15 protein-coding genes and 1 tRNA gene are annotated in these 22,559 nt (G+C 64.1%); 10 read left to right on the forward strand and 6 right to left on the reverse strand.

Translation table 11 applies throughout. The features are described 5' to 3' along the window. The first annotated feature begins 26 nt into the window (after positions 1 to 26). Positions 27 to 764 carry a TOBE domain-containing protein gene (locus tag ATJ93_RS09495; protein ID WP_120244415.1) on the forward strand — a complete coding sequence of 246 codons (738 nt, stop codon included), beginning with the start codon at positions 27 to 29 and terminating at the stop codon, positions 762 to 764. A gap of 76 nt (positions 765 to 840) precedes the next feature. Here ATJ93_RS09495 and ATJ93_RS23630 read toward each other — a convergent pair whose 3' ends face one another. Both ATJ93_RS23630 and ATJ93_RS09500 read right to left on the reverse strand, forming a co-directional pair. Beyond that, positions 841 to 984: a hypothetical protein gene (locus ATJ93_RS23630; RefSeq protein WP_170155553.1), complete on the reverse strand. Its 144-nt coding sequence runs from the start codon at positions 982 to 984 to the stop codon at positions 841 to 843. Positions 985 to 1,182: 198 nt separating this feature from the next. After that, a tRNA-Glu gene (locus ATJ93_RS09500) sits at positions 1,183 to 1,257 on the reverse strand. Between the two features lie 331 nt (positions 1,258 to 1,588). Here ATJ93_RS09500 and ATJ93_RS09505 point away from each other — a divergent pair. Next, positions 1,589 to 2,326 carry a fumarylacetoacetate hydrolase family protein gene (locus tag ATJ93_RS09505; RefSeq protein WP_120244416.1) on the forward strand — a complete coding sequence of 246 codons (738 nt, stop codon included), beginning with the start codon at positions 1,589 to 1,591 and terminating at the stop codon, positions 2,324 to 2,326. Between the two features lie 61 nt (positions 2,327 to 2,387). Here ATJ93_RS09505 and ATJ93_RS09510 read toward each other — a convergent pair whose 3' ends face one another. Then, positions 2,388 to 2,675, reverse strand: coding sequence for a DUF357 domain-containing protein (locus tag ATJ93_RS09510; RefSeq protein ID WP_120244417.1), 288 nt, complete (start codon positions 2,673 to 2,675; stop codon positions 2,388 to 2,390). Between the two features lie 147 nt (positions 2,676 to 2,822). On the opposite strand from ATJ93_RS09510, the gene ATJ93_RS09515 reads away from it, so the two are divergent. Then, the gene (locus tag ATJ93_RS09515; protein ID WP_120245234.1) at positions 2,823 to 4,136 is read left to right on the forward strand and encodes a DUF389 domain-containing protein; all 1,314 of its coding nucleotides are present in this window, start codon (positions 2,823 to 2,825) and stop codon (positions 4,134 to 4,136) included. Positions 4,137 to 4,196: 60 nt separating this feature from the next. Beyond that, a complete protein-coding gene (locus ATJ93_RS09520; RefSeq protein WP_120244418.1) occupies positions 4,197 to 5,519 on the forward strand; it encodes an FAD-dependent oxidoreductase in 1,323 nt (440 codons plus the stop codon). 173 nt (positions 5,520 to 5,692) lie between these two features. Here ATJ93_RS09520 and ATJ93_RS09525 read toward each other — a convergent pair whose 3' ends face one another. Further along, a complete protein-coding gene (locus tag ATJ93_RS09525; RefSeq protein WP_120244419.1) occupies positions 5,693 to 6,304 on the reverse strand; it encodes a TetR/AcrR family transcriptional regulator in 612 nt (203 codons plus the stop codon). A gap of 291 nt (positions 6,305 to 6,595) precedes the next feature. Between ATJ93_RS09525 and ATJ93_RS09530 the strand changes: the two genes are divergently transcribed. From ATJ93_RS09530 to ATJ93_RS09555, 6 genes are all read left to right on the forward strand, one after another. Beyond that, positions 6,596 to 8,224: a COG1361 S-layer family protein gene (locus tag ATJ93_RS09530; RefSeq protein ID WP_120244420.1), complete on the forward strand. Its 1,629-nt coding sequence runs from the start codon at positions 6,596 to 6,598 to the stop codon at positions 8,222 to 8,224. Continuing rightward, positions 8,225 to 10,702, forward strand: a complete 2,478-nt coding sequence (locus ATJ93_RS09535; protein WP_120244421.1) for an efflux RND transporter permease subunit — start codon at positions 8,225 to 8,227, stop codon at positions 10,700 to 10,702. A gap of 261 nt (positions 10,703 to 10,963) precedes the next feature. Continuing rightward, positions 10,964 to 12,550 carry a COG1361 S-layer family protein gene (locus ATJ93_RS09540; RefSeq protein ID WP_120244422.1) on the forward strand — a complete coding sequence of 529 codons (1,587 nt, stop codon included), beginning with the start codon at positions 10,964 to 10,966 and terminating at the stop codon, positions 12,548 to 12,550. 9 nt (positions 12,551 to 12,559) lie between these two features. After that, positions 12,560 to 15,220, forward strand: coding sequence for an efflux RND transporter permease subunit (locus ATJ93_RS09545; RefSeq protein ID WP_245977541.1), 2,661 nt, complete (start codon positions 12,560 to 12,562; stop codon positions 15,218 to 15,220). A 568-nt stretch (positions 15,221 to 15,788) separates the two neighbouring features. Next, the gene (locus ATJ93_RS09550) at positions 15,789 to 16,985 is read left to right on the forward strand and encodes an orc1/cdc6 family replication initiation protein (RefSeq protein WP_120244423.1); all 1,197 of its coding nucleotides are present in this window, start codon (positions 15,789 to 15,791) and stop codon (positions 16,983 to 16,985) included. A gap of 467 nt (positions 16,986 to 17,452) precedes the next feature. Continuing rightward, positions 17,453 to 20,335: a DUF1508 domain-containing protein gene (locus tag ATJ93_RS09555; RefSeq protein WP_245977542.1), complete on the forward strand. Its 2,883-nt coding sequence runs from the start codon at positions 17,453 to 17,455 to the stop codon at positions 20,333 to 20,335. Positions 20,336 to 20,373: 38 nt separating this feature from the next. Here the strand turns inward: ATJ93_RS09555 and ATJ93_RS09560 are convergent, their stop codons facing one another. Beyond that, positions 20,374 to 21,492, reverse strand: a complete 1,119-nt coding sequence (locus tag ATJ93_RS09560) for a glycosyltransferase (RefSeq protein ID WP_120244425.1) — start codon at positions 21,490 to 21,492, stop codon at positions 20,374 to 20,376. Then, positions 21,493 to 22,527, reverse strand: coding sequence for a glycosyltransferase family 4 protein (locus tag ATJ93_RS09565; RefSeq protein ID WP_120244426.1), 1,035 nt, complete (start codon positions 22,525 to 22,527; stop codon positions 21,493 to 21,495). Positions 22,528 to 22,559: the final 32 nt, after the last annotated feature.

Here is a 22,559-nt window from a genome sequence, read left to right on the forward strand (position 1 = left end):
CGACGACGGACGACTCACGACCGACTATGACGATCGAACGGGAATACACCACGAAGCTCGCGGTCGACGACGTCACGATCGACCGACGCGACATCGAGATGCTCGACGCGATCGAGCAGTACGGCTCGATGCACCGCGCGGCCGACGAACTGGGTCGCTCCTACGCGCGGCTGCAGAACCGCGTCGTCGAGATCGAGGAAGCCGTCGGCCAGATCACCGAGCGGAAACGCGGCGGCAGCGGCGGCGGCGGGACGGAACTGACCGAGACGGCCCGCGACCTTCGCCGACAGTTCGACCGCCACGACGCCGCACTCGACGGCGTCGCACGCGTGACCGAATCCGTCTTCGCTGGGACCGTCCGGGACCGAACCGGCGAACTTGCCACCGTCGAGACGGCAGTCGGACCGATCGTCGCGCTCGCACCGGAGGGCGCGAGCGACGTCCAGATCACCGTCCGATCCGACGCCGTCGTGTTGACCGATCCCGACGAAACGCCGCGAGCGGACGGCACCAGCCTTCGGAACCAGTTCCAGGGTACCGTCGCACGGCTCGAGCCCGGCGACGCGATCAGCCGCGTCACGATCGATCTCGAGGCCGACAGCGATTCGGACGGCGATTCGAATCCAAGCGAAACGGTACTCGAGGCACTAGTCACGAAAGGGAGCGTAGACCGGTTAGCGCTGGAGTCGGGCCGGGCGATTACGGCGTCGTTCAAGGCGACGGCCGCACGCGCGATCGACGTCGACGACGATAGTTCGGCGTGATCGGGCTCGATATCCCGAGCCGCTCACTTCGAAAAATGACTGCCCGCGAGCGGAAGGTATCGTCGTGTCGATTCGGTTACGCCGTAACGTCGAGTGCCTCGGGGTCCTCGAGTTCGTCGTCGGAGTAGGCGGCGCGCAGTTCGTCCTCGTCGTGCTCCTCGAGGAGTTCCTCACGCTCGGCCTCGCTCAGTTCTTCCACGGGTTCGAAGTGGTGACACATAGCACACGTCGGTAGCGTACTGCAGCATAAAAGCACACACCCGGATCACACAAGGGCAGCAGTGGATGGCTGATGCGAGGGCTCTCTCGTCGCTCTGTCGTTCGAGACCGACCTAGTTACGATCACGTGAACGCGACTCGAGACGCGTAGAACTCGCGTGTACGGTCCCGCTACTCGGCGACAATAGAATCGAGGGAGTGCTCCGTCTGGGATTTGAACCCAGGTCATCGGCTCGAAAGGCCGAAATGATTGGCCGGACTACACCAACGGAGCGTTCACTGCGTGCTCGCTCCGAGCCCAGCGTGCTTCCGCGGGCACCGGAACGTACGCATCCAATCGTTGCGGAGGGCTAGTAAAAAGCGTTCCGTTCCGAAGGCGCAGTGGCAGTTACTGACGCACACTCAGTTCGATCGAATCCGATCGGGCAGCACGGCCACGCGCGCTCGAGAACCCGCCGACACGCTCGAGGCACATGCGTTGTCGAACGGGAGAGAAATTCGAAATCCGACCTCGTTGTGGCCGTTGCGATGACGAATCGGGAACGATCCCTGCGAACGCCGCCGAGATCTCAAGGTTTTTCTCACCCCCGATACAATCGTCGATCATGAAATACGTCCGCTTCCGCGATCCGGCCGGCGCGGTCCGGCGCGGCCGCCTCGAGGACGACCGCGTCCGCTTTGGCAACGCGACGTACAGTCTCGACGATGACGAAATCGACGTGCTGCCGCCGTCCGAGCCGTCGAAAATCGTCTGTATCGGCCGCAACTACGCCGATCACGCCGACGAGATGGGCAACGATGTGCCGGATCGGCCGCTGCTGTTCCTGAAGCCGCCGAATACGGTGGCGAGTCACGGCGATACGATCACCGCGCCCGCCGGGAAGGAGCGGATCGACTACGAGGCCGAACTCGGCGTCGTCATCGGCGAGCAGTGTCGCCACGTCCCCGTCTCCGACGCGATGGACGTCGTCGAGGGCTTTACCTGCGTCAACGACATTTCCAACCGCGACGACCAGGAGAAAGAACAGAACTGGGTCCGCGGGAAGGCCTTCGACGGCGCCGCGCCGCTCGGGCCGGTGCTCGCGACCCCCGACGAGGTGCCCGAGGACGCCTCGGTCCAGTCCCGCGTCAACGGCGACCTGCGCCAGGACGGCACCCGCGAGCAGCTCATCTTCCCGATCTCCGAACTGATCGCGGAGATCACTACCTACCTGACGCTGGAACCGGGCGACGTCATCGCGACGGGCACGCCCGAGGGCGTCGGTCCGCTCGAGGACGGCGACACGGTCGAGATCGAGGTCGAAGGCGTCGGGGCCCTCGAGAACACGGTCCGGTTACCCTAACGGCCGACATCGCAGGCGCCTCTCCTCGATTCGCGACTGCTTTTTCAGCCGACGACGCGCGCTACTCGACGGTGAACAGGTGGCCCTCCGTCGGCACGTCGAACAACCCAACGCGTGCGCCCGCGTCGAGCCACGCGTGCCCGTAGGAAAAGGAGGCCAGCGCGTTGACCGGATCGTCGTGTTCGCGGAAGTGACGCCCGTCCTCGAGGTAGGATTCAGCCATTTCGTAACACTCCGCGGCGGCCTCGGCCATCGGCGTTCCCTCGGGCGGTGCGATCGTCGCCTCCGCGAGCGCCTCGGCGAGTAGCTCCCCGTAACGGTCGGTCTTCTCCTCGAGATCGGCGGGCATGCTCTAGTCGAGGGTTGCTCGGGAGCGCCGTAAGTGCGTCGTCGCGCGTTACGCAGGTGCGCCGGTTGGGTGGGGCTTCGGGTGTACGCTCTCGATACCGACGGTAACGACCGAATAGGCTTCATGCAGGTCGTCGAGGAGACGAGCGTGCGACTGATCGAGGTGTTCGTGCCCGACGATAAGCGCGAGGAGGCGCTGCGCGTCCTCGAGACCGAGAACCTCGACTACGTCCGGACCGTCGAGAACAGCGAAGGGACCGACGGCGAACTCGTCAGCTTCCCCGTGCCGCCCCAGGCGGTCGAGCACGTCCTCTCGTCGCTGCGCGACGTCGGCATCGACGACGACTTCGTCGTCGTCTCCTCGATCGAGACGGCGCGAACGCCCCGGATCGACGATCTCGAGGACCGGTACGTCAACGGACAGGAGGAAGACGACAGCATCGCCCGCGAGGAGATCCGCTCCCGGGCGCTGAACATGACGCCGGGGCGGCTCACCTACTACGCGATGACCGTGTTGAGCGCGCTCGTCGCGACCGCAGGGTTATTGCTCGACTCGCCGGCGATCGTCGTCGGCTCGATGGTGATCGCCCCGCAGGTCAGCGCGGCGCTGACCGGCACCGTCGGCCTCGTACTCGACGATCGGAAGATGGTCGCCGATGGTCTGTTCGCGCTGGTTAGCGGCTTAATCGTGGCGATCGCCAGCGCGTTCGCGTTCGCGTGGTTGATCCGTTCGGGCGGGTTCGTCCCCTCGACGATCGACATCACCGCGATCGTGCAGGTTCAGAACCGCATCTCGCCGGGACCGCTCGCGATCGTCGTCGGCATCTGTGCGGGTGCCGCGGGCGCGTTCGGCCTCGCGACGGCGATCCCCGTCTCGCTGGTCGGCGTGATGATCGCCGTCGCCCTCATCCCGGCCGCCGCGGCGGTCGGGATCGGCCTCGCGTGGGGAAACGCGTCCGTGGCGCTCGGCGCAGCCACCCTCGTCGCGGTCAACGCCACGTCGATCCCGCTGGCCGGCCTCGTCGTGTTCTGGTATCTGGGCTACCGGCCCGACGGCTGGACGACCGGCACGATCCGCGGCAACGTCTCCGGCGGCCGGATGAGTACGCTCGCCGTCGTCCTCGCCTGTGGGCTGGCCGTCCTCGCCGGTGCCGGGTTCGTGCTCGGCACCCACGTCGCCTTCCAGAGCGCCGTCAACGACGAAGTTCGGACCGTCCTCGAGGACGACCCCTACGAGGAACTGACGCTGGCGGACGTCCAGACCGATTTCCACGACGGCGGTCTGGTCGCCGACGAGACGTCGGTCACGGTCGTCGTCCAGCGCCCCGCCGACGCTCCCTATCCCGCTCTCGCCGCCGATCTCGAGGCTCGACTCGAGGAGCGAACCGGCCACGAGATCGCGGTCGCCGTCGAGTTCGTGGATCGGTCAACTGCCCGGCACGACGGCAGTGAGGCGTCGTAGGCGACGTTCGGTATTGCTGAGAACGCAAGGGGTTTAGGCCCCGTATTCTAACTATGGGCCATGAGTGAGCAGCCTCGGGTCGAGATCTATACGAAGGAAGACTGCCCGTACTGCGAGAAGGCCAAGGACCTCTTCGACAGCAAGGGGATCGAGTACGAGACGTACAACGTCACCGGCGACGACGATCTCTTCGAGGAGATGGTCGAGCGCGCCGACGGCCGCAAGACCGCACCCGAAGTCTTCATCGACGACGAACTGATCGGCGGCTGGGACGACACCAGCGCGCTCGAGGAGACAGGCGAACTCGACGAGAAGTTGGGTATCGCCGAGGACGACGGAGACGAAATCGTCGAACATCGAAAGCTCATCATCGCCGGCACCGGCATCGCCGGTCTCACCGCTGCGATCTACGCCGGCCGCGCGAACAACGAGCCGCTGGTCATCGAGGGCGACGAGCCCGGCGGCCAGCTCACCCTCACCACGGACGTCGCGAACTACCCCGGCTTCCCCGAGGGCATCAACGGGTCGGAACTCGTGAACAACATGAAAGAGCAGGCCCGCCAGTTCGGCGCCGACCTGAAAAACGGCATCATCGAGTCGGTCGACGACTCCCAGCGGCCGTTCCGCGTCGAACTCACGAACGGCGACGTCTACACCGCCGACGCCGTCATCGCCGCCTCCGGGGCCAGCGCCCGGACGCTCGAGATTCCCGGTGAGGACGAACTGATGGGCTACGGGCTCTCGACCTGTGCGACCTGCGACGGCGCCTTCTTCCGCGGCGAAGACATGCTCGTCGTCGGCGGCGGCGACGCCGCGATGGAGGAAGCTACCTTCCTCACGAAGTTCGCCGATACCGTCTACATCGCCCACCGCCGCGAGGAGTTCCGCGCGGAGGACTACTGGGTCGACCGCGTCCACGAAAAGGTCGAGGAGGGCGACATCGAGATCATGAAGAATACCGAACTCGTGGAGGTCCACGGTTCCCAGGAGGAGGGCGTCGACCACGTCACCCTCGTGCAAAACGATAAGGGCCACCCGACAGACCGACTGGACGACCCCGAGACCGAGGAGTTCGATTTCGACGTCGGCGCCGTCTTCTACGCGATCGGCCACACGCCGAACACGACCTACCTCGAGGACACCGGCGTCGAGCTTGACGACGACGGCTACCTGAAGACCACGGGCGGCACGGGGGGCGGCCAGACCGAGACCCACGTCCCCGGCATCTTCGGCGCCGGCGACGTCGTCGACTACCACTACCAGCAGGCCGTCACCGCGGCGGGGATGGGCTCGAAGGCCGCGCTCGACGCCGACGAGTATCTCGAGGACCTCGAGCGAGCCGAGGCGACGGGCGAGGCGGAAGCGGCTGCGGCTGACGACTAACGGAAGTAGAATCCGAATTTCGTCTCAGTACTCGCTGTTTTCGTGCGTTTCACGTCAGCTTGATTCCGAGTTACGCCAACTCGGTTGCGGATGGTCAGAACCCAATCAGCGTCTCAGTGCCGGTAGTAGACTTGCTCGTACTGTCGGCAACCGTGTTTCAGCGGCTGGTGGCCTCACGGTTCGTCTTCGAAGAGCCCGTCGACGATCACGTCGATTAGCGTACTGCGAATCTCGTCGTAGGGCACGCCCTCGCTTTCCGACTTGAGATCCTTGCACCGCGTGACGAACACGAGTGCCTCGAACAACTCCTCGATGAGCCGCGGGTCCTCGTACTTGAAGGCGTCCCCGTCGGTCCACTCGTCGACCGGGCCGAAAATCCCCTCGCCGAACTGGTCGACGACGTCCTGATAGCTCGAGTCGGGAAGCTGCGACTGCAGCGCATCGAGCTCGCCCTCGATGATGAGGTTCCGTACGATCGGATTCGATTCGACCTCGTCGAACGTCTGCTGGAGCGTGATCCGGACCTGCTCGCGCGGATCGTCGACGTCGTCGACGGCTGACTCGAGATCCGCCGAAAATCGTTCGATCTCCCGAAGGAGTACTTCGAGATAGAGGTGCTCCTTGGAGTCAAAGAACTGGTAGAAGGTGCTCGTCCCGATGTCGACTTCGGCGGTGATGTCCTTGATTCGAGTCCGTTCCAGCCCGTACTGGATGAACAGTTCGCGACCCGACGTGATCAGCTCAGTCCTGATCCGGTCTCGCTCTTCGTCACTGAATCCTTTCATTTGTCGTGATTGCTTTGAGGGTGGTAATCCGCGTCAGTACATTAATTCGTTCCTGTCGAATCGATCGTCTCCGAATCGGCAGCGGATCGATCGAGAAGTTCGTCCGTCCTTCCCTACTCACGAATCTATGAATGGAAAGGTTCTTTATTTTTCTATTCGCAGACCAGATATGGGAGATAGAATGATAGTCTGTACTGGGACACTCTCGAACCGTGTCAGTCGGACGTTCGCCAGCAGCGGCCCTAAGACAGGGGATCAGCGAACGACCAGATACTCCACAGGTGATGGAGCATGAGGAGCCGATCGGTGCTTGCGGCCGCGATCGGGCTGTTGGTACTCTCCTCGAGCGTCGGCCTCGCCGGCGTCGGACTAGTTCAGACCGTTGCGGGACAGCAACAGGGAACCGCGACGACCACGGTGGCACACGGGGAACCGGACCTGAATCTACGGGTCCCGAACCCGATCGTCCAACCCGGCCAAACGAACGAAGTAACGGTTCAGGTGACCAACAGGGGCGAGTTCGAGCGGGGTACGTCCGATATGCGCGACGCCGTAACGACCGCCCGAAACGTCGAGATCGAAGCTGAGGCGGACGATACGCCCTTTACCGTCCGGAGCGGGACGCTCTCTGTCGGACCGGTAACGGCGATGAAGCCGGGCGAAGCGCCGCTCGCGATCGACGTACCGGCGGACGTCGACGCGGGCACGTACACGATCGACGTCGACGTCACCTACTCGTACACGTACCGGGAGAGCCTGACGTCGAACGTGTACGAGCGCACCGAGACGGACTCCATGTCGATCGACCTCGTCGTCGACGACGACGCGCGCTTCGAAATCGTCGACGTGTCGACCGATGCGCAGATCGGCGATACGGGGACGCTTGCAGCCACCGTCAAGAACATCGGTGACGAGACGGCGACGGATATCGGCGTCACTCTCGAGTCGCTGAGCAGTGGCGTCGTATTCGGTGAGACGACACAGGACACGGCCCATATCACCGAACTGCAGGCGAACGAGACGGCGACCGTCGTCTACGACGTGTCGATCCAGCCGGACACCTCGAAGCGTCAGTACATGTTGGACGGGACCGTCTCGTTCAAAACGGCCGACGGACTCCAGCGGGTCGACAAGAGTCCGGCGGCCGGCGTGATACCGCTGGCAGAACAGCAGTTCAGCGTTAGCGACGTCGAATCCGACCTCCACGTCGGCGAGGAAGGCGATATTCGCGGCGTCGTCACGAACGACGGGCCGACCGCCGCTGCAAACGTCGTCGTTACCGTTACCGACGAATCCCGGACCGTCGTCCCGATCGAGCGCAGCGTCGCCGTCGGAACGCTCGAGTCCGGCGAATCGGCACCGTTCCGACTGCCGGTCGATGTCAGCGGCGAGGCCGAGCCGATCAACCGAACGATCGACCTCGGCGTCCAGTACCGGAACACCGATTTCGAGCAGCGGCTCTACGAGGACCTCGAGATCGTGACCGAGGTCGACGAGCAGCGCGATCAATTTCTGGTGAACGTCACCGACCGCGAAATTGCCGCCGGCGGCGAGGAGACGATCGACGTCGAAGTGACGAACAATCTCGATCAGTCGGTCACCGACATCGAAGCGAGTCTGTTCGCCGACGAACCGCTCGACAGTTCCGACGACGAGGCGTTCGTCAAGGAACTCGAGCCCGGCGAAACCGCGACGATGACGTTCGCGCTGTCGGCCGACGAGGGCGCGACCGCGAAGACCCATCCGATTTCGTTCGACTTCCGGTACGACGACGAGAGCGGCACCAGCAAACTGTCCGATACGACCCGGGTCGCGATCGACGTCGTCGAGAGCGAGGGTGGATTACCCGTGTCTACGATCGTCATCGTCGGCCTCACGATCGTCGGTTCGGGTGCGTTCATCTACCAACAGAGGAGATAGATGACGGAACTCGGAGCGCGGATCGAGGCGGCCACGGAGCGCGTCAACGAGACGGTCGTCGCTCGACCGAGAGCCGTAATTCTGGCCTTCCTGGTGGTCACCGCCGTGTTCGCGGTCGGTACGACCGCCGTCGAGACGGACACGGGCGCGACCGACTCGTTCACCGAGGGCCTCCCCGAACAGGAAGCGCTCGACTCGGTCAACGAGGAGTTCCAGGGACCGTTCACCGCGGACGACGAAACGACCCAACTCGTCCACACCGGTTCCGACGTGCTGACTCGCGAGGCGTTGCTCCAAGAGCTACGCATTCTCGAGCGCGTCGAAGGGGATCCGACCCTACGGATGGAATCTGCGGACGGCCCGGCGACGATTGTCGCGCAAATCATCGACGAAGACGCTAGGACGGCGACCCAACAGCGGCGGGTGATCGAATCGGCGTCGGATCGGGAGATCAGACGAGCGGTGCAGGCGGCGGCCGAGGATCCGTCGTTCTCGCGGATCGTCTCGGACGATTTCAACGTCGACGAAGCGTCGGCATCCGCCTCGATAACCGTCATCTCCCACGACGTGCCGCCCGAATTCGGCGACGACGACGTGACGGAACTGCAGACGGAGATCGAGTCGATCGCGAACGAGGAAGCGACGGACGTTCGCGTCTTCGGCGGCGGCGTCATCGATCAGGAGTTCGAGAGCATCATCGGGGATTCGATGGCCATCGTGATGCCCGTCGTCGTCGTCCTCCTGCTCGCGTTTCTCGTCGTGGCCTACCGCGATCCGATCGACCTCGCGCTCGGCCTCGTTGCCTTGCTGATGACGGTCGTCTGGACGTTCGGGTTCCTCGGCTTCTCCGGGATTCCGTTCGGACAGATGATGATCGCCGTGCCGGTCCTGCTGTTGGCGGTCGGTGTCGACTTCGGAATCCATATCATCAACCGCTACCGTGAGGAGACGGTCCAGGGATACGAACCGATCCCGGCGATGCGAACCGCGAACAATCAGCTGATGATCGCGTTCATCATCGTCACCGCGACGACCGTGTTCGGATTCGGTGCGAACGTCATCTCAGACCTCGATCCGATTCGAAACATGGGCATCGCCTCGTCGGTCGGTATCACGTTTACGTTCCTCATCTTCGGATTCTTCCTCCCCGCGGCGAAACTCGAGACCGACCGACTCCGGGATCACTACGGCGTTCCGGAGTTCAACTCTTCGCCGATCGCATCCGACGACTCGGCCTTCGGACGGATCCTGGCGGTGCCCGCGACGGTGAGCCAACATGCACCCGTCGTCTTCGTCATCGTCTTGCTCTTGCTCGGAGCCGGCATGGGCGTCTACGGCATGGGCGTCGACACCTCCTTCGAGCAAGCGGACTTCCTTCCACCGGAGGACCAACCCGGGTACGTCGAATACATTCCCGAACCGTTTGCCCCCGGTGAGTACACCGTCACGGAGACACTCAACCTGCTCGAGGATCGCTTCGAAGCGAACCAAGACGAGACGCTAACACTGTACGTCGAAGGGCCATTCGAGGAATCCCACGCGCTCGAGGCGCTCGCGAAGCCCAACGACGACCCGCCGGAGAGCGTAGCGGTCGGTGACGGCGGGCAGGCCGAGGCACAGAGCATCGTGACGGTCATCCAGTCGTACACCCAGCAGGACGACGAGTTCGCTGCCCTCGTCGCTCGAAACGATGAGGATGGAGATGGGATCCCGGATCGTAACCTCGATCGGATCTACGACGAACTGTTCGCGTCGCCCGCGGGTTCGCAGGCGGCCCAGTACCTCACGGAGGACCGCCGAAGCGCGAAGATCGAGTACTCGGTCGACGCCGAGGCGTCCCAGCAGGAAGTAGCGGCCGACGGCGCCCAGTTCGCCGACCGCTTCCGCTACAGCGCGACTGCCACGGGAACGATAGTAGTCTTCGACGCCGTGACAACCGTCATCTTCGAGTCAGCAGTTCAGGGTCTCGTACTCGCGGTCGGACTGACCGCGGTGTTTCTCGTCCTCTCGTACGCCATTCTCGAGGGGCGACCGCTGTTGGGGATCGTCAACGTGTTTCCGATCGCGATCTCCGTGGCGGCGCTGATCGGAACCATGCGGTTGCTCGGGATGTCGCTGAACGCATTAACGGCGACGATCCTGTCGATATCGATCGGCCTCGGGATCGCCTACTCCGTCCACACGACCGCCCGGTTCATCGACGAGTACGATGGATACGATCGGATTCAGGACGCGCTCACGACGACGCTCTCGGGAACCGGCGGGGCGCTTGCGGGGAGCATGCTCACGACGTCGATCGGGACGGGCGCGCTCGCACTCGCCATTACGCCGGTGCTCGGCGACTTCGGCCTGCTCATGGCCATCAGCGTGTTCTATTCGTTTGTCACCTCGATTGTCGCGCTCCCCCCTGCGTTCTACCTCTGGGGACGATTCGACGAGGCTGATCTCGGTTACAATTGGCTACTCCAACGAGCCTAACGGCGGCGCAGTTTTGCGCCTTGCGGCGGAGTTTTCGATAAATTCGCTTTCCGATGCAAGTCACGATCAGTTTGCCTTCGGTAGTTGTAGCCTTCGTCTCGTCAGCTACTCCCCGCCCGTTTTTGATTGAACGTTCAATCAGAACCATTATATCCGACGCGTCAATATATCGGTTAATGAGTAGTTACAGAGCGGCGAATCGAGGAGACTGGTTAGAGAGATGTCATTTAATCCAGTCGAGTGAGATTGGTTGGTGGAACGATGACTAGTCGAAAGCACGGAGCGGTGTTGATAGTCGTCTTCCTCACTGTTGCCGGGATGGGGCTCCCAACGATTGTCAGTGCGGCCGAAGTCGGCGAGCCGAACCTTTCGGTGTACGCACCGGACAATGAGATTCAACCCGGAACCGAGAACAGTATCAATCTCAAGATCAAGAACGATGCGGAACTGAAAGCCGGAAGTGACTCCCGGATGCTGACGGCGAACGGCGTCACCGTCGAACTCGAGGATACCGGGCCGTTCGAGGCAAAATCAGCTGAAACGCCGGTTGGGCCGATACAAGACGGCCAGCTGGTCGAGGTCCCACAGCGGATCGAAGTGCCGGATGACGTCGAACCCGGAAAGTACGAGGTGACGGTCCGAGTTCGGTACTCACACTGGAACCGGATTTCCGATCTAGAGCGACAGACAGAGAGCAAAAAGTACGATGTCACGCTCGTTGTGCCCGACGAACCGCGCTTCGACGTGGCTACCGTCAAAAGCGATGTCGAACCCGGAGCGAGCGGCGAGGCGACGATCGAAATCACCAACACGGGAACCGAACGAGCGAACGAGACTCGAGCGACCATTTCCGGCGGCACCGGCGTCACGGTCGACGGCGCGACCGCCGAGGCGCCAGCACAGGAAGCGATCGGCGACCTCGAACCGGGTGAGACGACGACGACGACGATCGACGTCACGCTCGCCAAGTCGATAAGCGTCGGCGAGAAGCCGATCGAAGTCGGCTTCACGTACCGCGATACTGCGGGTATCGAACGAGAAGCTCCCGTTGAGATCACCACCCTCACTCCGGCTCCCGAACAGTCCTTCTCGATTGCTACCCTCGAGGACACCCTCTCGGTCGGGTACGAGGGCGAAATCTCGGGCGAGATCACCAACGACGGGCCGCGATCGATCGACGACGCCGTACTGGTCGTCGAACCGATGAGCGAATCGCTGTTCATCGAGGACACTCGCTACGCTCTTCCGACGCTCAAGCCCGGTGAAACGGCGTCGTTCCGGTATCCGACTGACGTCAGCGGTCAGGCTGATGCCGGGCCTCGACAGCTCCAGTTCTCCGTCGAGTACACCGGGCCGAGCGGCGAGGCAACCCTTTCCGACGGACCGATGAGCAAGCGCGTCGTCGTCGACGAACGTCAGGACGAGTTTTCGATCGCTGACGATGGTGTTACCGTCCAGCAGGGGAAAACCACCGAGTTTGCACTCACGATCACCAACGAACGCGACCAGACGCTGTCGAACATCGACGCTCGACTGTACGCTGACAGTCCGCTCTCGACGAACAACGACGAGGCGTTCGTCCCCGAACTCGAGCCCGGCGAGTCCGCCGAGATCACCTTCGATATTTCGGCGAGCAGCGCCGCTGCGACCGAACTGCATCCAGTCGAACTCGACTTCGAGTACGAGACCGAACGCGGCGAGTCGACGCTCTCGGACGTTTATCAGCACCCGATCGAGGTCGTCCCCGCCGAGTCTGACGGCGGCGGATTCCTCGGATCGCTCGCCCCCGCGATGTTCGGCCTAACGATCGTCGGCCTCGGCGGCGTCGCGTGGTGGCGTCGGACGTGATCACGACCGATGACTGACGACGGCACCGCCGACGAGTCCGACCCGCGTCGCGCCGAAGAGCGTTCGAACGACGCGGACGGGAGTGGCATCTTCGGCCTCGATTTCGATCTTGATCTCGGCTTCGGAGGCGATGCTGAGACCGACGACGGAACCAGTCGCTTCCGCGGCGACCGCGCGGACGATACCGACGGGGAACTGGGCGACGACCCGTTCACGCGCCGGGTCAACCCGCTGATCACGAACCGACCCTGGACCGTCGTGATCGCCTTCCTGCTGGTGACGGCCCTCTTCCTCGGCGGCGCCGCCGCGGGCGGCGGCGGACAGGAAGCCGGTACCGACCAGTTTACCGAGGACACCGAGGCCCAGGAGGCCTACGAGAACATGCAGGAGGACTTCAATCGCGGTAGCCGCGATTCCGGGGGCACGACCGCGCAGTTGTTTCTCACGGCCGACCGCAACGCGATCTCGAAACCGAACCTGGTGCGGCTGCTCGAGTTCCAGGATCGGATCGAGAACGACGCCGGTCTGCGGGTCGCGTCGTCGACCAGTCCGGCCTCACTGATCGCGACCCAACTCGATCCCGAGGCGACGACCCGCGAGGAACAACGTCGGGCCGTCGAACGGGCCTCCGAACGGCAACTCGAGGAGGCAGTTGCAACGGCCGACGAAACGATGGGGCTGCCGGTGAGTACCGACTTTACGCGCGAATCGGCGGCCGCTGACGTCGCGCAAGTGGCGATCACGTACGATACGCCGTCGAACGCGGATACCGACGATCACGCAGCGCTTATCCGCGAGACGGAAGCCGTCGCGAACGAGATCGACGGCTTCGATTCGGACGACAACATCGTCGTCTTCGGTAGCGCCATCACCGAGCAGGAGACGCTGCAGTTGCTCGGCGACACGGCGATCGTCGTCTTCCCGGCGGCGCTGATTCTCATTCTACTATTTTTGATCATCGCCTACCGGGATCCGATCGACCTCACCCTCGGGCTCGTCGCGCTCCTCATGTCGATGATCTGGACGTTCGGCTTCATGGGATTTGCGGGAATTCCCTTCTCCGACTCGCTACTGACCGTCTTCCCCTTACTGCTAGCAGTGGGGATCGACTTCGGGATCCACATCATCAACCGCTACCGCGAGGAGCGGTCGACGGGCGCACCGATCGGTGACGCGATGGGCATCACGACCCGTCAGCTCACGACCGCGCTGTTGATCGTCACCCTCACGACGGTCTTCGGCTTCGCGGCGAACCTGACCAGCGAGATGACCCAGGACTTCGGGATCGTCGCCGCGGCCGGGATCAGCTTCACGTTCCTCATCTTCGGGGTCTTCCTCCCTGCGGGGAAGGTCGGGCTCGACCGGCTTCGCGAGGGAACGCGGTTCCCGTCGTTCGGAACCGAGCCGCTGGGGAGCGAGGAGTCGCGGCTCGGACGGGTGCTCCCCGTCGGCGTGCACATTGCACGCGTCATCCCCGTCGTCTTCCTCGTTGCGATGCTCGTGTTCGGAGCCGGCGCCGCCGCGTACGGAACCGGTGTCAGCACGCAGTTCGATCAGGAGGCGTTCTTCCCCGACGAGAATCGCCTCGAGCAGTACGAGTCTCTGCCCGGGCCGCTCGCTCCGTCGGAGTATACCTTCATCACTGTCCTCGACATCATGGAGGAAGACTTCGATCAGGGGATGCAAGGCTCGGTGACGATTTACGTCGATGATCCGGCGTTGCGTGACGACGGCGCGCTCAGAGAAATCGACCGCACGCTCGAGAAGCCGCCGGACGCATTCAAGACGGACGGCCGCCAGGCCGACGCGACCAGCATCCTCGACGTGATCGACGAGCAGGCCGCGGCGAACCCGGAGTTTGCAGGGACGGTCAAGCGGTACGATAGCACTGGCGACGGAGTTCCGGATCGAGACGTCGACGCAGTCTACGACAAGATGTTCGCCGTCGCCGAGGACGAGACGGCCAATCGCCTGACCACCGACCGCAGCGCGACGCGGATCGACATTCAGGTTGAGGCCGACGCCGAGCAGGCGGAAGCCGTCGCTGCCGCACGCGAGGTCGCCGACCGCATGGGAATGGACGCGACCGCGACCGGCCAACTGGTTATCTTCGAAAGCGTCGTCGAGAAGATCGGCGACTCGGCGATCACTAGCCTCTTCGTTGCATTCCTGCTGACGATCGTCCTGCTCGTCCTCTCGTACTGGTGGCTCGAGGGGCGAGCGATCTACGGCGTGATTAACCTCGTACCGGTGTTGCTGGCCGTCGCGATGCTCGCGGGCTCGATGCGGTACTTCGACGTGCCGTTGAGCCCGATCAACGCGCCGATCCTCTCGGTTTCGATCGGGTTGGGCGTCGACTACACGGTGCACCTCATGCATCGGTTCGTCGACGAGTACGAGGAACGGGGCGACGTCGACGAGGCGCTGATGGTGACCGTCCGCGGAACCGGCGGTGCCCTCACCGGGAGCATGCTCACGACCGTCTGCGGGCTCGGTGTGCTGTACTTCGCGCTGATCCCGCTGATCATGGAGTTCGGTCTCCTGCTGGCGCTAGGAGTCTTCTACTCCTGGCTCACCTCCATCATCGTGCTTCCCTCGGTGATCGTCGTCTGGGACCGCCTCGAGGCAAAGTACGGAAGGCTTTCGATCGGGCGGCTCGTCCCCGAATAAGGTGGTCGACGACGGTGGACCGCTTCCACCGTCGACGGTCGTACGGTAACCTGACTGGATCCCCAGGGTGAAACAGCTCCCCCTCGAGGGTGGGAGTAGATTTCGTGTGCTCCCGCTCGCGTGACTGGACACGGGTCGGTCGCCCACGAGTACGAGGAGACGTCGGATCGGACACGGGTGGCTGCGAGAGCGAGAATCGATTGCGGCTCGAAGCAAACCGAGCGGAACTGTGGGAGAGTAGATTTCGTGTGCTTTCGGGAGTCCCGGAGACCAGCCGACACTGACGGCTCACTCCTGATCCGACAGCAAAATCGATAACACCATACCGGCGAGCGAACACCACACGGACGACAGACTACTGGACCGACGAAACACCACTCCAACTTCGGGGTTTTGCAAGTGTGGAGAGCAGAGACGGAGAGTAGATTTCGTGTGCTCCGTTCTCACGACCGGGCACAGTATCTCTGTTTGCGTCGGTATTCCTGACGTATTACTAGAACGAATCCAAGCACACGAAACAGACGAAAGCAGGTTTTAAGTTCTAGTAGTAACCAGTCGTCAGTACCGAATGTCTGGACCGTTTAGCGATCTTACGGACACTCTCTTTGCCGATAAGTCGGTCCTCAGTGAGAGCTATCAGCCCGAGGAGATCCTCGAGCGCGACGAGGAAATCGAGGCGTTCAGTCACGCGCTCCAGGACGTCCTCTTCGGTCGCGAACCCGAGAACATCTTCCTCTACGGGAAAGCCGGCCTCGGAAAGACGGCCGTCACGAAGTATATGATGGGCGAACTGCAGTCAGAAGTCGTCGAACGGGAGGCGGCGGACGACCTTCACGTTCACGAGATCAACTGCAACGGAAAGACGCTGTTCATGGTCGTCCGGCGGCTCGTCAACGAGTTATTACCCGCCGACGCGAGTCAGTTTCCGAAACGCGGGCTCGGGACCGGCGACGCCTTCGACGAACTCTACGCGCAACTCGATCGGATCGGCGGCACGCACCTGATCGTCTTCGACGAGATCGACCACCTCGACGACGTCGATACGTTGCTCTACGAACTGCCGCGGGCGCGGTCGAACGGCCACATTACGGAGTCGCTGGTCGGGATCATCGGCATCAGCAACAACTACACGTTCCGACAGTCGCTGTCGGCGAAGGTCAAGGATACCCTCATGGAGACCGAGATTTCGTTCAGTCCCTACGATGCCGGCGAACTCCGGACGATTCTCCACGATCGCGCCGAGCGGGCGTTCGTCGACGGCGCCTGCGACGAATCCGCGATCGCGAAGGCGGCGGCGCTTTCGGCACAGGACATGGGGAACGCTCGCCAGGCGATCGACCTCCTCCGCGTCGGTGCCGAGGTCGCCGAACGCGAGGGCGACGAGACTGTCACCGACGACCACATCGAGGACGCGCGCACCCTCGTCCAGCGTGGCCGACTGCGAAACAAGATCCGCGACCAGACCGAACACGCCCAGTACATCCTCGAGACGATCGCGAAACTCGAGGAACGGAACGAGGTACCGGCCCGCTCGAAGGAGATCCAGGAGGGGTACGAGCGGGTCGCCGAAGCCTACGGCGCGACGCCGTTGACGACGCTAAAGAGCATTCAGGACCACCTTTCCGATCTGCACATGTTGGGGTTCCTCGTACGTCACGAGCGCAACAAGGGACTCAGCGGCGGCCAGTACTACGAGTACGAACTGGATCTGGATCCGATGATCGTCCTCGAGACGAGAGAGGAGATCGTACAGGCGGCCGACTGAACGGCGGGAGTTTCGGTCGGCTGCCCGTTCCTCATACCTGTTCTCCATACCCGAACTCCATATCTCTATACCCGCACTCCATACCCGTGCTCGTACCCGATTCGGGCATGACAAAAGCACACGAAATCTACTCCCTCCCAGTGTCGGAGCTCGGTGCCGGAGTCGTCGACAGTCCGAGTCGGACTCGAGACGGAAAGCACACGAAATGTACTCTCCCTTCCTTCGTATCACCGGACTACGAGGCCCAGCACGCGTCGAGACCATCGGTACGGGCGTGATTCGAGGTGTGACGCGAATCGATCGACGCAGTTCGCATAAGCAGTCCATTATTATGGCCGTTCGGGGAGTTCGAGACGGATATGTCAGTCCCGCGCTCCGTCCGTCGATGTTGCCGACGGGAGCCGTCCGACGCTGGCGGACGGTCCGCAGCGTCGACGAAAGCGACCTTCGGGCCCACCGTGCGATGCGTGTCTGCCGGACAACGGTCCGAACGCGGCACGTGGGCCGGTCTCGGTTTGGGTCCGGGTCTCCTGTACGGCGGCCTCGCAACCGGGACTCTCGGGCAGATTCAGTGGGGCGAACGCGGTCTCGAGTTATCTCCCGGCGCCGCCGTCGTGATCGGCCTCGTGCTGTTCGCCGGCGTTGGCGCGGCCGTGCTCTCCCTCACGAGACGGAACAGGCAATTCGAGGAGAGCGACGGTGATCGACTCGAGTCCGAAACCGAGGCCGAGACCGATCCTCCGGCGGTGCTCACCGGTGACGCGATCGAAGGAACGCAGGTCGCGCTCCGGCGCGACGACGGCGACTGGCAGTGGCGCGTGCTTCGCCGCGAGGCGCTCGCCGAGAGTCCCACACGGGCTTCGACGCAGTCGACGGCGACGGACCGAATCGAACGGACGCGAGACGCGATCGATACTGCCGGGCTCCGGGAAGTAACCGACGCTGCAGTGCGCGTCTATCGCGACGAGGACGGGATATGGCGATGGACGCTCGTCCGTGCGGACGGCAGCCGCGTTGCCACCGCAGCCGAGGGCTACGACGACCGCGAGAGCGCTGAAGCGGCAGTGAGTCTCGTCAAAGACTGCGGCCCCGAAGCCGACGTCGTCGATATCGAGGCGGCGGCGATTACGATCGCCACGCACCACGATCGATGGCAGTGGCAACTGGTCGACGACGAGCGAAGGCCGCTGGCCACCGGCGCAGACGAGTACGAACGGCGCGCCGACGCCGTAGCTGCCGCCGATACGTTCGTCGATCGGATCTCGGACGCACGCGTCCTCGACATCGACGCGTTCGGCGTCGAACTCTACGAGACCGGAGCCGTTGTGTCGGGATCAGAGTCGAAATCCGAGTCCGACGAAGAGTCGGAAGCCGAACCGGGAGAGGAGGAGGAGGACGGCACGTGGGCCTGGCGGCTCGTCGATGAGAACAGCGATATCATCGCCGACGCACCCACGACTTTCGAGACTCGACCAGCCGCCGAAGATGCCGCGACGGCGGCGCTCGCGGCCCTCGAGGACGCTGCGGTCACCGACGCGGGAGACCCTGCGTTCGAACGGTATCCCGATCCCAATATCGACAGTACCGGTGGCGCTGATGCCGGTAGTGACGGCGATGGCTGGCGCTGGCGACTCGTCGACGATGCCGGCCGAACCGTCGCTCGAGCGCCGAGGACCGCGTCGACGGCCGACGGGGCCGAACGAGCCACCGAACTGATCCGCGAGGCGGCGCCCGATGCGCCCGTGCTCGAGATCGACGAGGCGGCGTACGAGGTGTATGCCGACCCCGATGCCGCGCCGGAAGACGACTCCGTTGCGGACCGCACGAAGGTGGACGCGGATGACGACTCGAGCAGTGGCGAAAGCGACGCGGCCGAGGAGGCTACCGCCGTCACCGACGGCTCGGGAACCGAGCCGGTCGATGAGGGGTGGCGCTGGCGGCTCGTCACGACCGAGCGCGATGTCGTTGCCGAGGGCGCGGCGTCATACGGCGACGCGGGGACAGCGACGACGGCGCTCGAGCGAATCCGCGAGGACGCCCGCGAGGCCGACGTCCTCGCGTTCGAGACGGCCGCATTCCGCGTTTACGAGAACGACGGCGACTGGCGCTGGCGACTGCTCGACGAGGGCGGGACCGTCCTCGCCGACAGCGACGGTGAGCACGACTCCCGCAACGAGGCCATCGAGGCGATGCTGACGCTCAAGGAGCGCGCGCCCGACGCCGACGTGGTGGAAATCGATGCGCCCGAATTCGAACTGGTCGCCGAGGGCGACGGCGAGGGTGACGGCGACGGCGAGGACGCGGAGGGCTGGTCCTGGCGATTGATCGACGCCGCCGGGCGCCGCGTCGCGACGGCGCCGACGACCTACGCGAGTCGAGCGGACGCTCGAGCGGCGGTAGATCGCTTCCGGGAGCAGTCGAACGGTTCCATCCACACGGTCGAGAGCGCGACGTTCCAGCCCTCCGCGACGGACGATGCGTGGCGCTGGCGACTGATCCGCCCGTCGGGCGAGACGCTGGCGGTCTCCGGAAGCGAGTACGCGACGCGAGACGAACTCGACGACCGGATCGACGACGTGCGGGAGACGGCGGCCGCCGCTCGGGCGTATACGACGGGCGCAGTAACGATCCAACTCGTCGGCAGCGAGACCTGGCGCTGGCGGCTGCTCGATCGCGAGCGCGAGCCGATCCTCGAGTCGACGACGGCCTATCCCAGCCGAGCGGCAGCCCGGGACGCCGTCGACGATCTCGAGCAGGCCTCGACGTCGGACGTTCCGATCTTCGCGATCGACGCCGGAGCAGCCGCGGTCTGGCTCGAGCAGGCTGCGGACGGCTGGCGCTGGGACCTGATCGATCGCGACCGGACGGTCCTCGCGACCGCGGCCGACGCGGCCGACAAATCCGGTGCGACGGCGGCCGTCGACGACGTCCAGCGGCTGGCGCCCCTCGCCGAGCGGATCGACGTCACCGAGGCGTCGTTCGACATCGTCGAGCGAGACGGCGGCTGGCGCTGGCGGCTCCTCGACGATGACGGCCATCCCGTCGCGATCGGCGAGGAGGCGACGGCGACGAAAGCGGCTGCGCACGAGGCGATCGACGACGTTCGGTCGCTCCTCGAGGTGGCCAGCGTCTTCGAACTCGAGGGGACCGCGTTCGAACGGTATCGGACGGACGGGGATGCGGACGCGGACGGCGACGACGAGAACCCGTGGCAGTGGCGACTCGTCGACGGGAACGGTGAGACGTTGCTCGAGAGCACACAGGCCTACGAAACCCGGGAAGCGACACAAGATGCAATTGCCGCGCTGCAATCGCACGCCACCGACGGCGAGTTGACGGTCGCCGAGTGAGCCGAGCGACGGCGCAACGAGACGCGACCGTCAACCGGTCAATCCTGCTCCTCGCCGGCGCCGGAGACCTGCCCCTGGCCCTGCCACGGAACGTCGTCGCTCGTTGTCGTCGTCTGCGAGCCCGGTGCGTTCTCGTAGAGCTGCTCGAGGTGGACGAGCGTCTGTTCGACCGAGTACTGTTCGACCGCGGCTCGAGTCTCCCAGTCGGCCGCGAGACAGTCCTCGATAGTCGCGGCCATTTCCTCGAGATCGCCGTACTCGAATCGCATCCCGTTTTCGGGGCCGATCGTCTCGTCGAACGGCGGGACGTCGGCGGCGACGACTGGCGTCCCGCAGGCGTTGGCCTCGAGCGTCGACAGGCCCAACGTATCGCCCCGCGAGGCGGTCACGAAGGCGTCGATCGAGGAGTAGAAGATCGGCAGTTCCTCCCGGGGGAGGAAATCGCGCAGCGTTACGTTGTCGGGCGCCTCGGCCTCGAGGTGCTCGCGGCGGGGGCCTTCGCCGACGACGACGAACTCGTACTCGGGGCGTTCCGCGGCGACGCGGAGGATTTCCTCGACGTTTTTCTCCATGCTGAGCCGGCCGCTGTAGCCGATGACCGTCTGCTCGGGGTCGGGGTACCAGTCGGTCGCGGTCGGCTGGAAAAAGTCCATGTCGATGCCGACCGGGAGCTGGACGTGGCTCACGTTGCGGTCGATTCGATTCGTCGAGGCGGTGACGACGTCGAAACTTCGGAGGAAGGCGGTCTCAGCGGGGACGTAGCAACTCTTGAGCAGCCCCGCGATCGCCTTCGATTTCACGCTCTGATGGAAGTACTCCTCGATCGGCGTGTGGTGCGTGTAGACCGACGGCAGATCGCGTTTCCAGGCGTAGTAGCGACCGAGCAGGCCGACCGGTGCCGGCCCGTGACAGTGAACGACGTCGAGTTCCGGCAGCGCGGACGGCCGTTTGAACGTCGGAATCCGGTACCCGGAATAGAAGGGGTTCGGCAGCGATCGCACGGGGATCTCGCGGTCGTCGGGCTCGTAGTCGCCGTCGGGGTAGACGACGTACACCTCGTGGCCACGGCGCTCGAGTTCTTCGCGCCAGAGGTCGATCGTGTACGTTACGCCGTCGATTTCGGGGAAGTAACTGTCGGTGAAGAAACCGATCTTCATTCAGATCACCTCCGCGTACAGCTGCTCGTACGCCTGTGCGATCGTCTCGAGCGAGAACTCCTCGCTGCGCTCTCGCGCGTTCGCACCGAGTCGCTCCCGAACGTCGGGATCACGCAGCCGTTCGATGGCATCGACGAACGACGTCGGACCGCCGTCGGTTGCGACGGCCGTGTTCGCGTTCGCATTCGCAGCGCTCGAGCCCGCCGCACCGACCTTCAGACAGTCCTCGCCGTCCTCGAGCCACGTGAACGTCTCGATATCCCGGACGACGACGGCTTTGCCGGCTGTCATCGCCTCGAGCAGAGCAATCCCCTCGTTCTCCTCGTGGGTCGGGAAGAAGAAGATATCCCCCGCTGCGTATGCACCGCGGATGTCGTCGATAAAGCCGGTGAAGGTGCAGTTGTCGGGCGAGGAATCGATCAACTGCTTCGTCTCTCGCCCCTTCAGCGAGCGGTCGATCGGCCCGAACCACGCGAAGTCGACCTCGGGCAACTGGCGGGCCGTCTCGACGAACGTCTCGAGGCCCTTGCGCTTGATCACGTGACCGACGAGGAAGACGACCGGCGGCTCGAGGTCGTACCGTTCCAAGTACTCCTCGCGGAGCGACTCGAATCCCTCGAGTTTCTCCCGGTCGACGCCGTTCGAGATGACTCGGGTCGGGACATCGGCGTAGTCCTCGATCAGTCCCTGATTGTACTCGGAGGGGCAGACGAGCGCGTCGGCCAGTCCGTACGCGCGCTCGAGGTACGGACGCAGCGGCTTCGCGAGGGCGTTCGTAAACCGGAAGCTGTCGCCGAAGTCCTCGGCGGTGACGTGCGTGTGGGCGACGACCGGCACGCCCCGTTTGCGGGCTCGTCTGGCGTACCAGACCGACCGGGGGCCCATGAGGTTGCAGTGGAAGACGTCGGCCTCGAGGGTCGGCTCGGTCGTGTACTCGAGGTCGAGCCGATCCAGCATCTTCCGCTGGTGAGCGACGGACTCGCGGATGCCGCCGGTGACGTGGTCCTCGAACTCGAAGTAGTGGCTGATTTTCATGGGATCACTCGTGGCACTCGCGGTGCGAATTC

It is taken from the genome of Halopiger aswanensis (assembly GCF_003610195.1).
Lineage (GTDB): Archaea > Halobacteriota > Halobacteria > Halobacteriales > Natrialbaceae > Halopiger > Halopiger aswanensis.

Coding starts and splice junctions, on each gene's coding strand:
- ATJ93_RS09530 (WP_120244420.1), top strand. CDS start 6,596: ATGAGGAGCCGATCGGTGCTTGCGGCCGCGATCGGGCTGTTGGTACTC.
- ATJ93_RS23630 (WP_170155553.1), bottom strand. CDS start 984: ATGTGTCACCACTTCGAACCCGTGGAAGAACTGAGCGAGGCCGAGCGT.
- ATJ93_RS09510 (WP_120244417.1), bottom strand. CDS start 2,675: ATGCCCGCCGATCTCGAGGAGAAGACCGACCGTTACGGGGAGCTACTC.
- ATJ93_RS09520 (WP_120244418.1), top strand. CDS start 4,197: ATGAGTGAGCAGCCTCGGGTCGAGATCTATACGAAGGAAGACTGCCCG.
- ATJ93_RS09495 (WP_120244415.1), top strand. CDS start 27: ATGACGATCGAACGGGAATACACCACGAAGCTCGCGGTCGACGACGTC.
- ATJ93_RS09565 (WP_120244426.1), bottom strand. CDS start 22,527: ATGAAAATCAGCCACTACTTCGAGTTCGAGGACCACGTCACCGGCGGC.
- ATJ93_RS09545 (WP_245977541.1), top strand. CDS start 12,560: ATGACTGACGACGGCACCGCCGACGAGTCCGACCCGCGTCGCGCCGAA.
- ATJ93_RS09550 (WP_120244423.1), top strand. CDS start 15,789: ATGTCTGGACCGTTTAGCGATCTTACGGACACTCTCTTTGCCGATAAG.
- ATJ93_RS09540 (WP_120244422.1), top strand. CDS start 10,964: ATGACTAGTCGAAAGCACGGAGCGGTGTTGATAGTCGTCTTCCTCACT.
- ATJ93_RS09535 (WP_120244421.1), top strand. CDS start 8,225: ATGACGGAACTCGGAGCGCGGATCGAGGCGGCCACGGAGCGCGTCAAC.
- ATJ93_RS09525 (WP_120244419.1), bottom strand. CDS start 6,304: ATGAAAGGATTCAGTGACGAAGAGCGAGACCGGATCAGGACTGAGCTG.
- ATJ93_RS09560 (WP_120244425.1), bottom strand. CDS start 21,492: ATGAAGATCGGTTTCTTCACCGACAGTTACTTCCCCGAAATCGACGGC.
- ATJ93_RS09505 (WP_120244416.1), top strand. CDS start 1,589: ATGAAATACGTCCGCTTCCGCGATCCGGCCGGCGCGGTCCGGCGCGGC.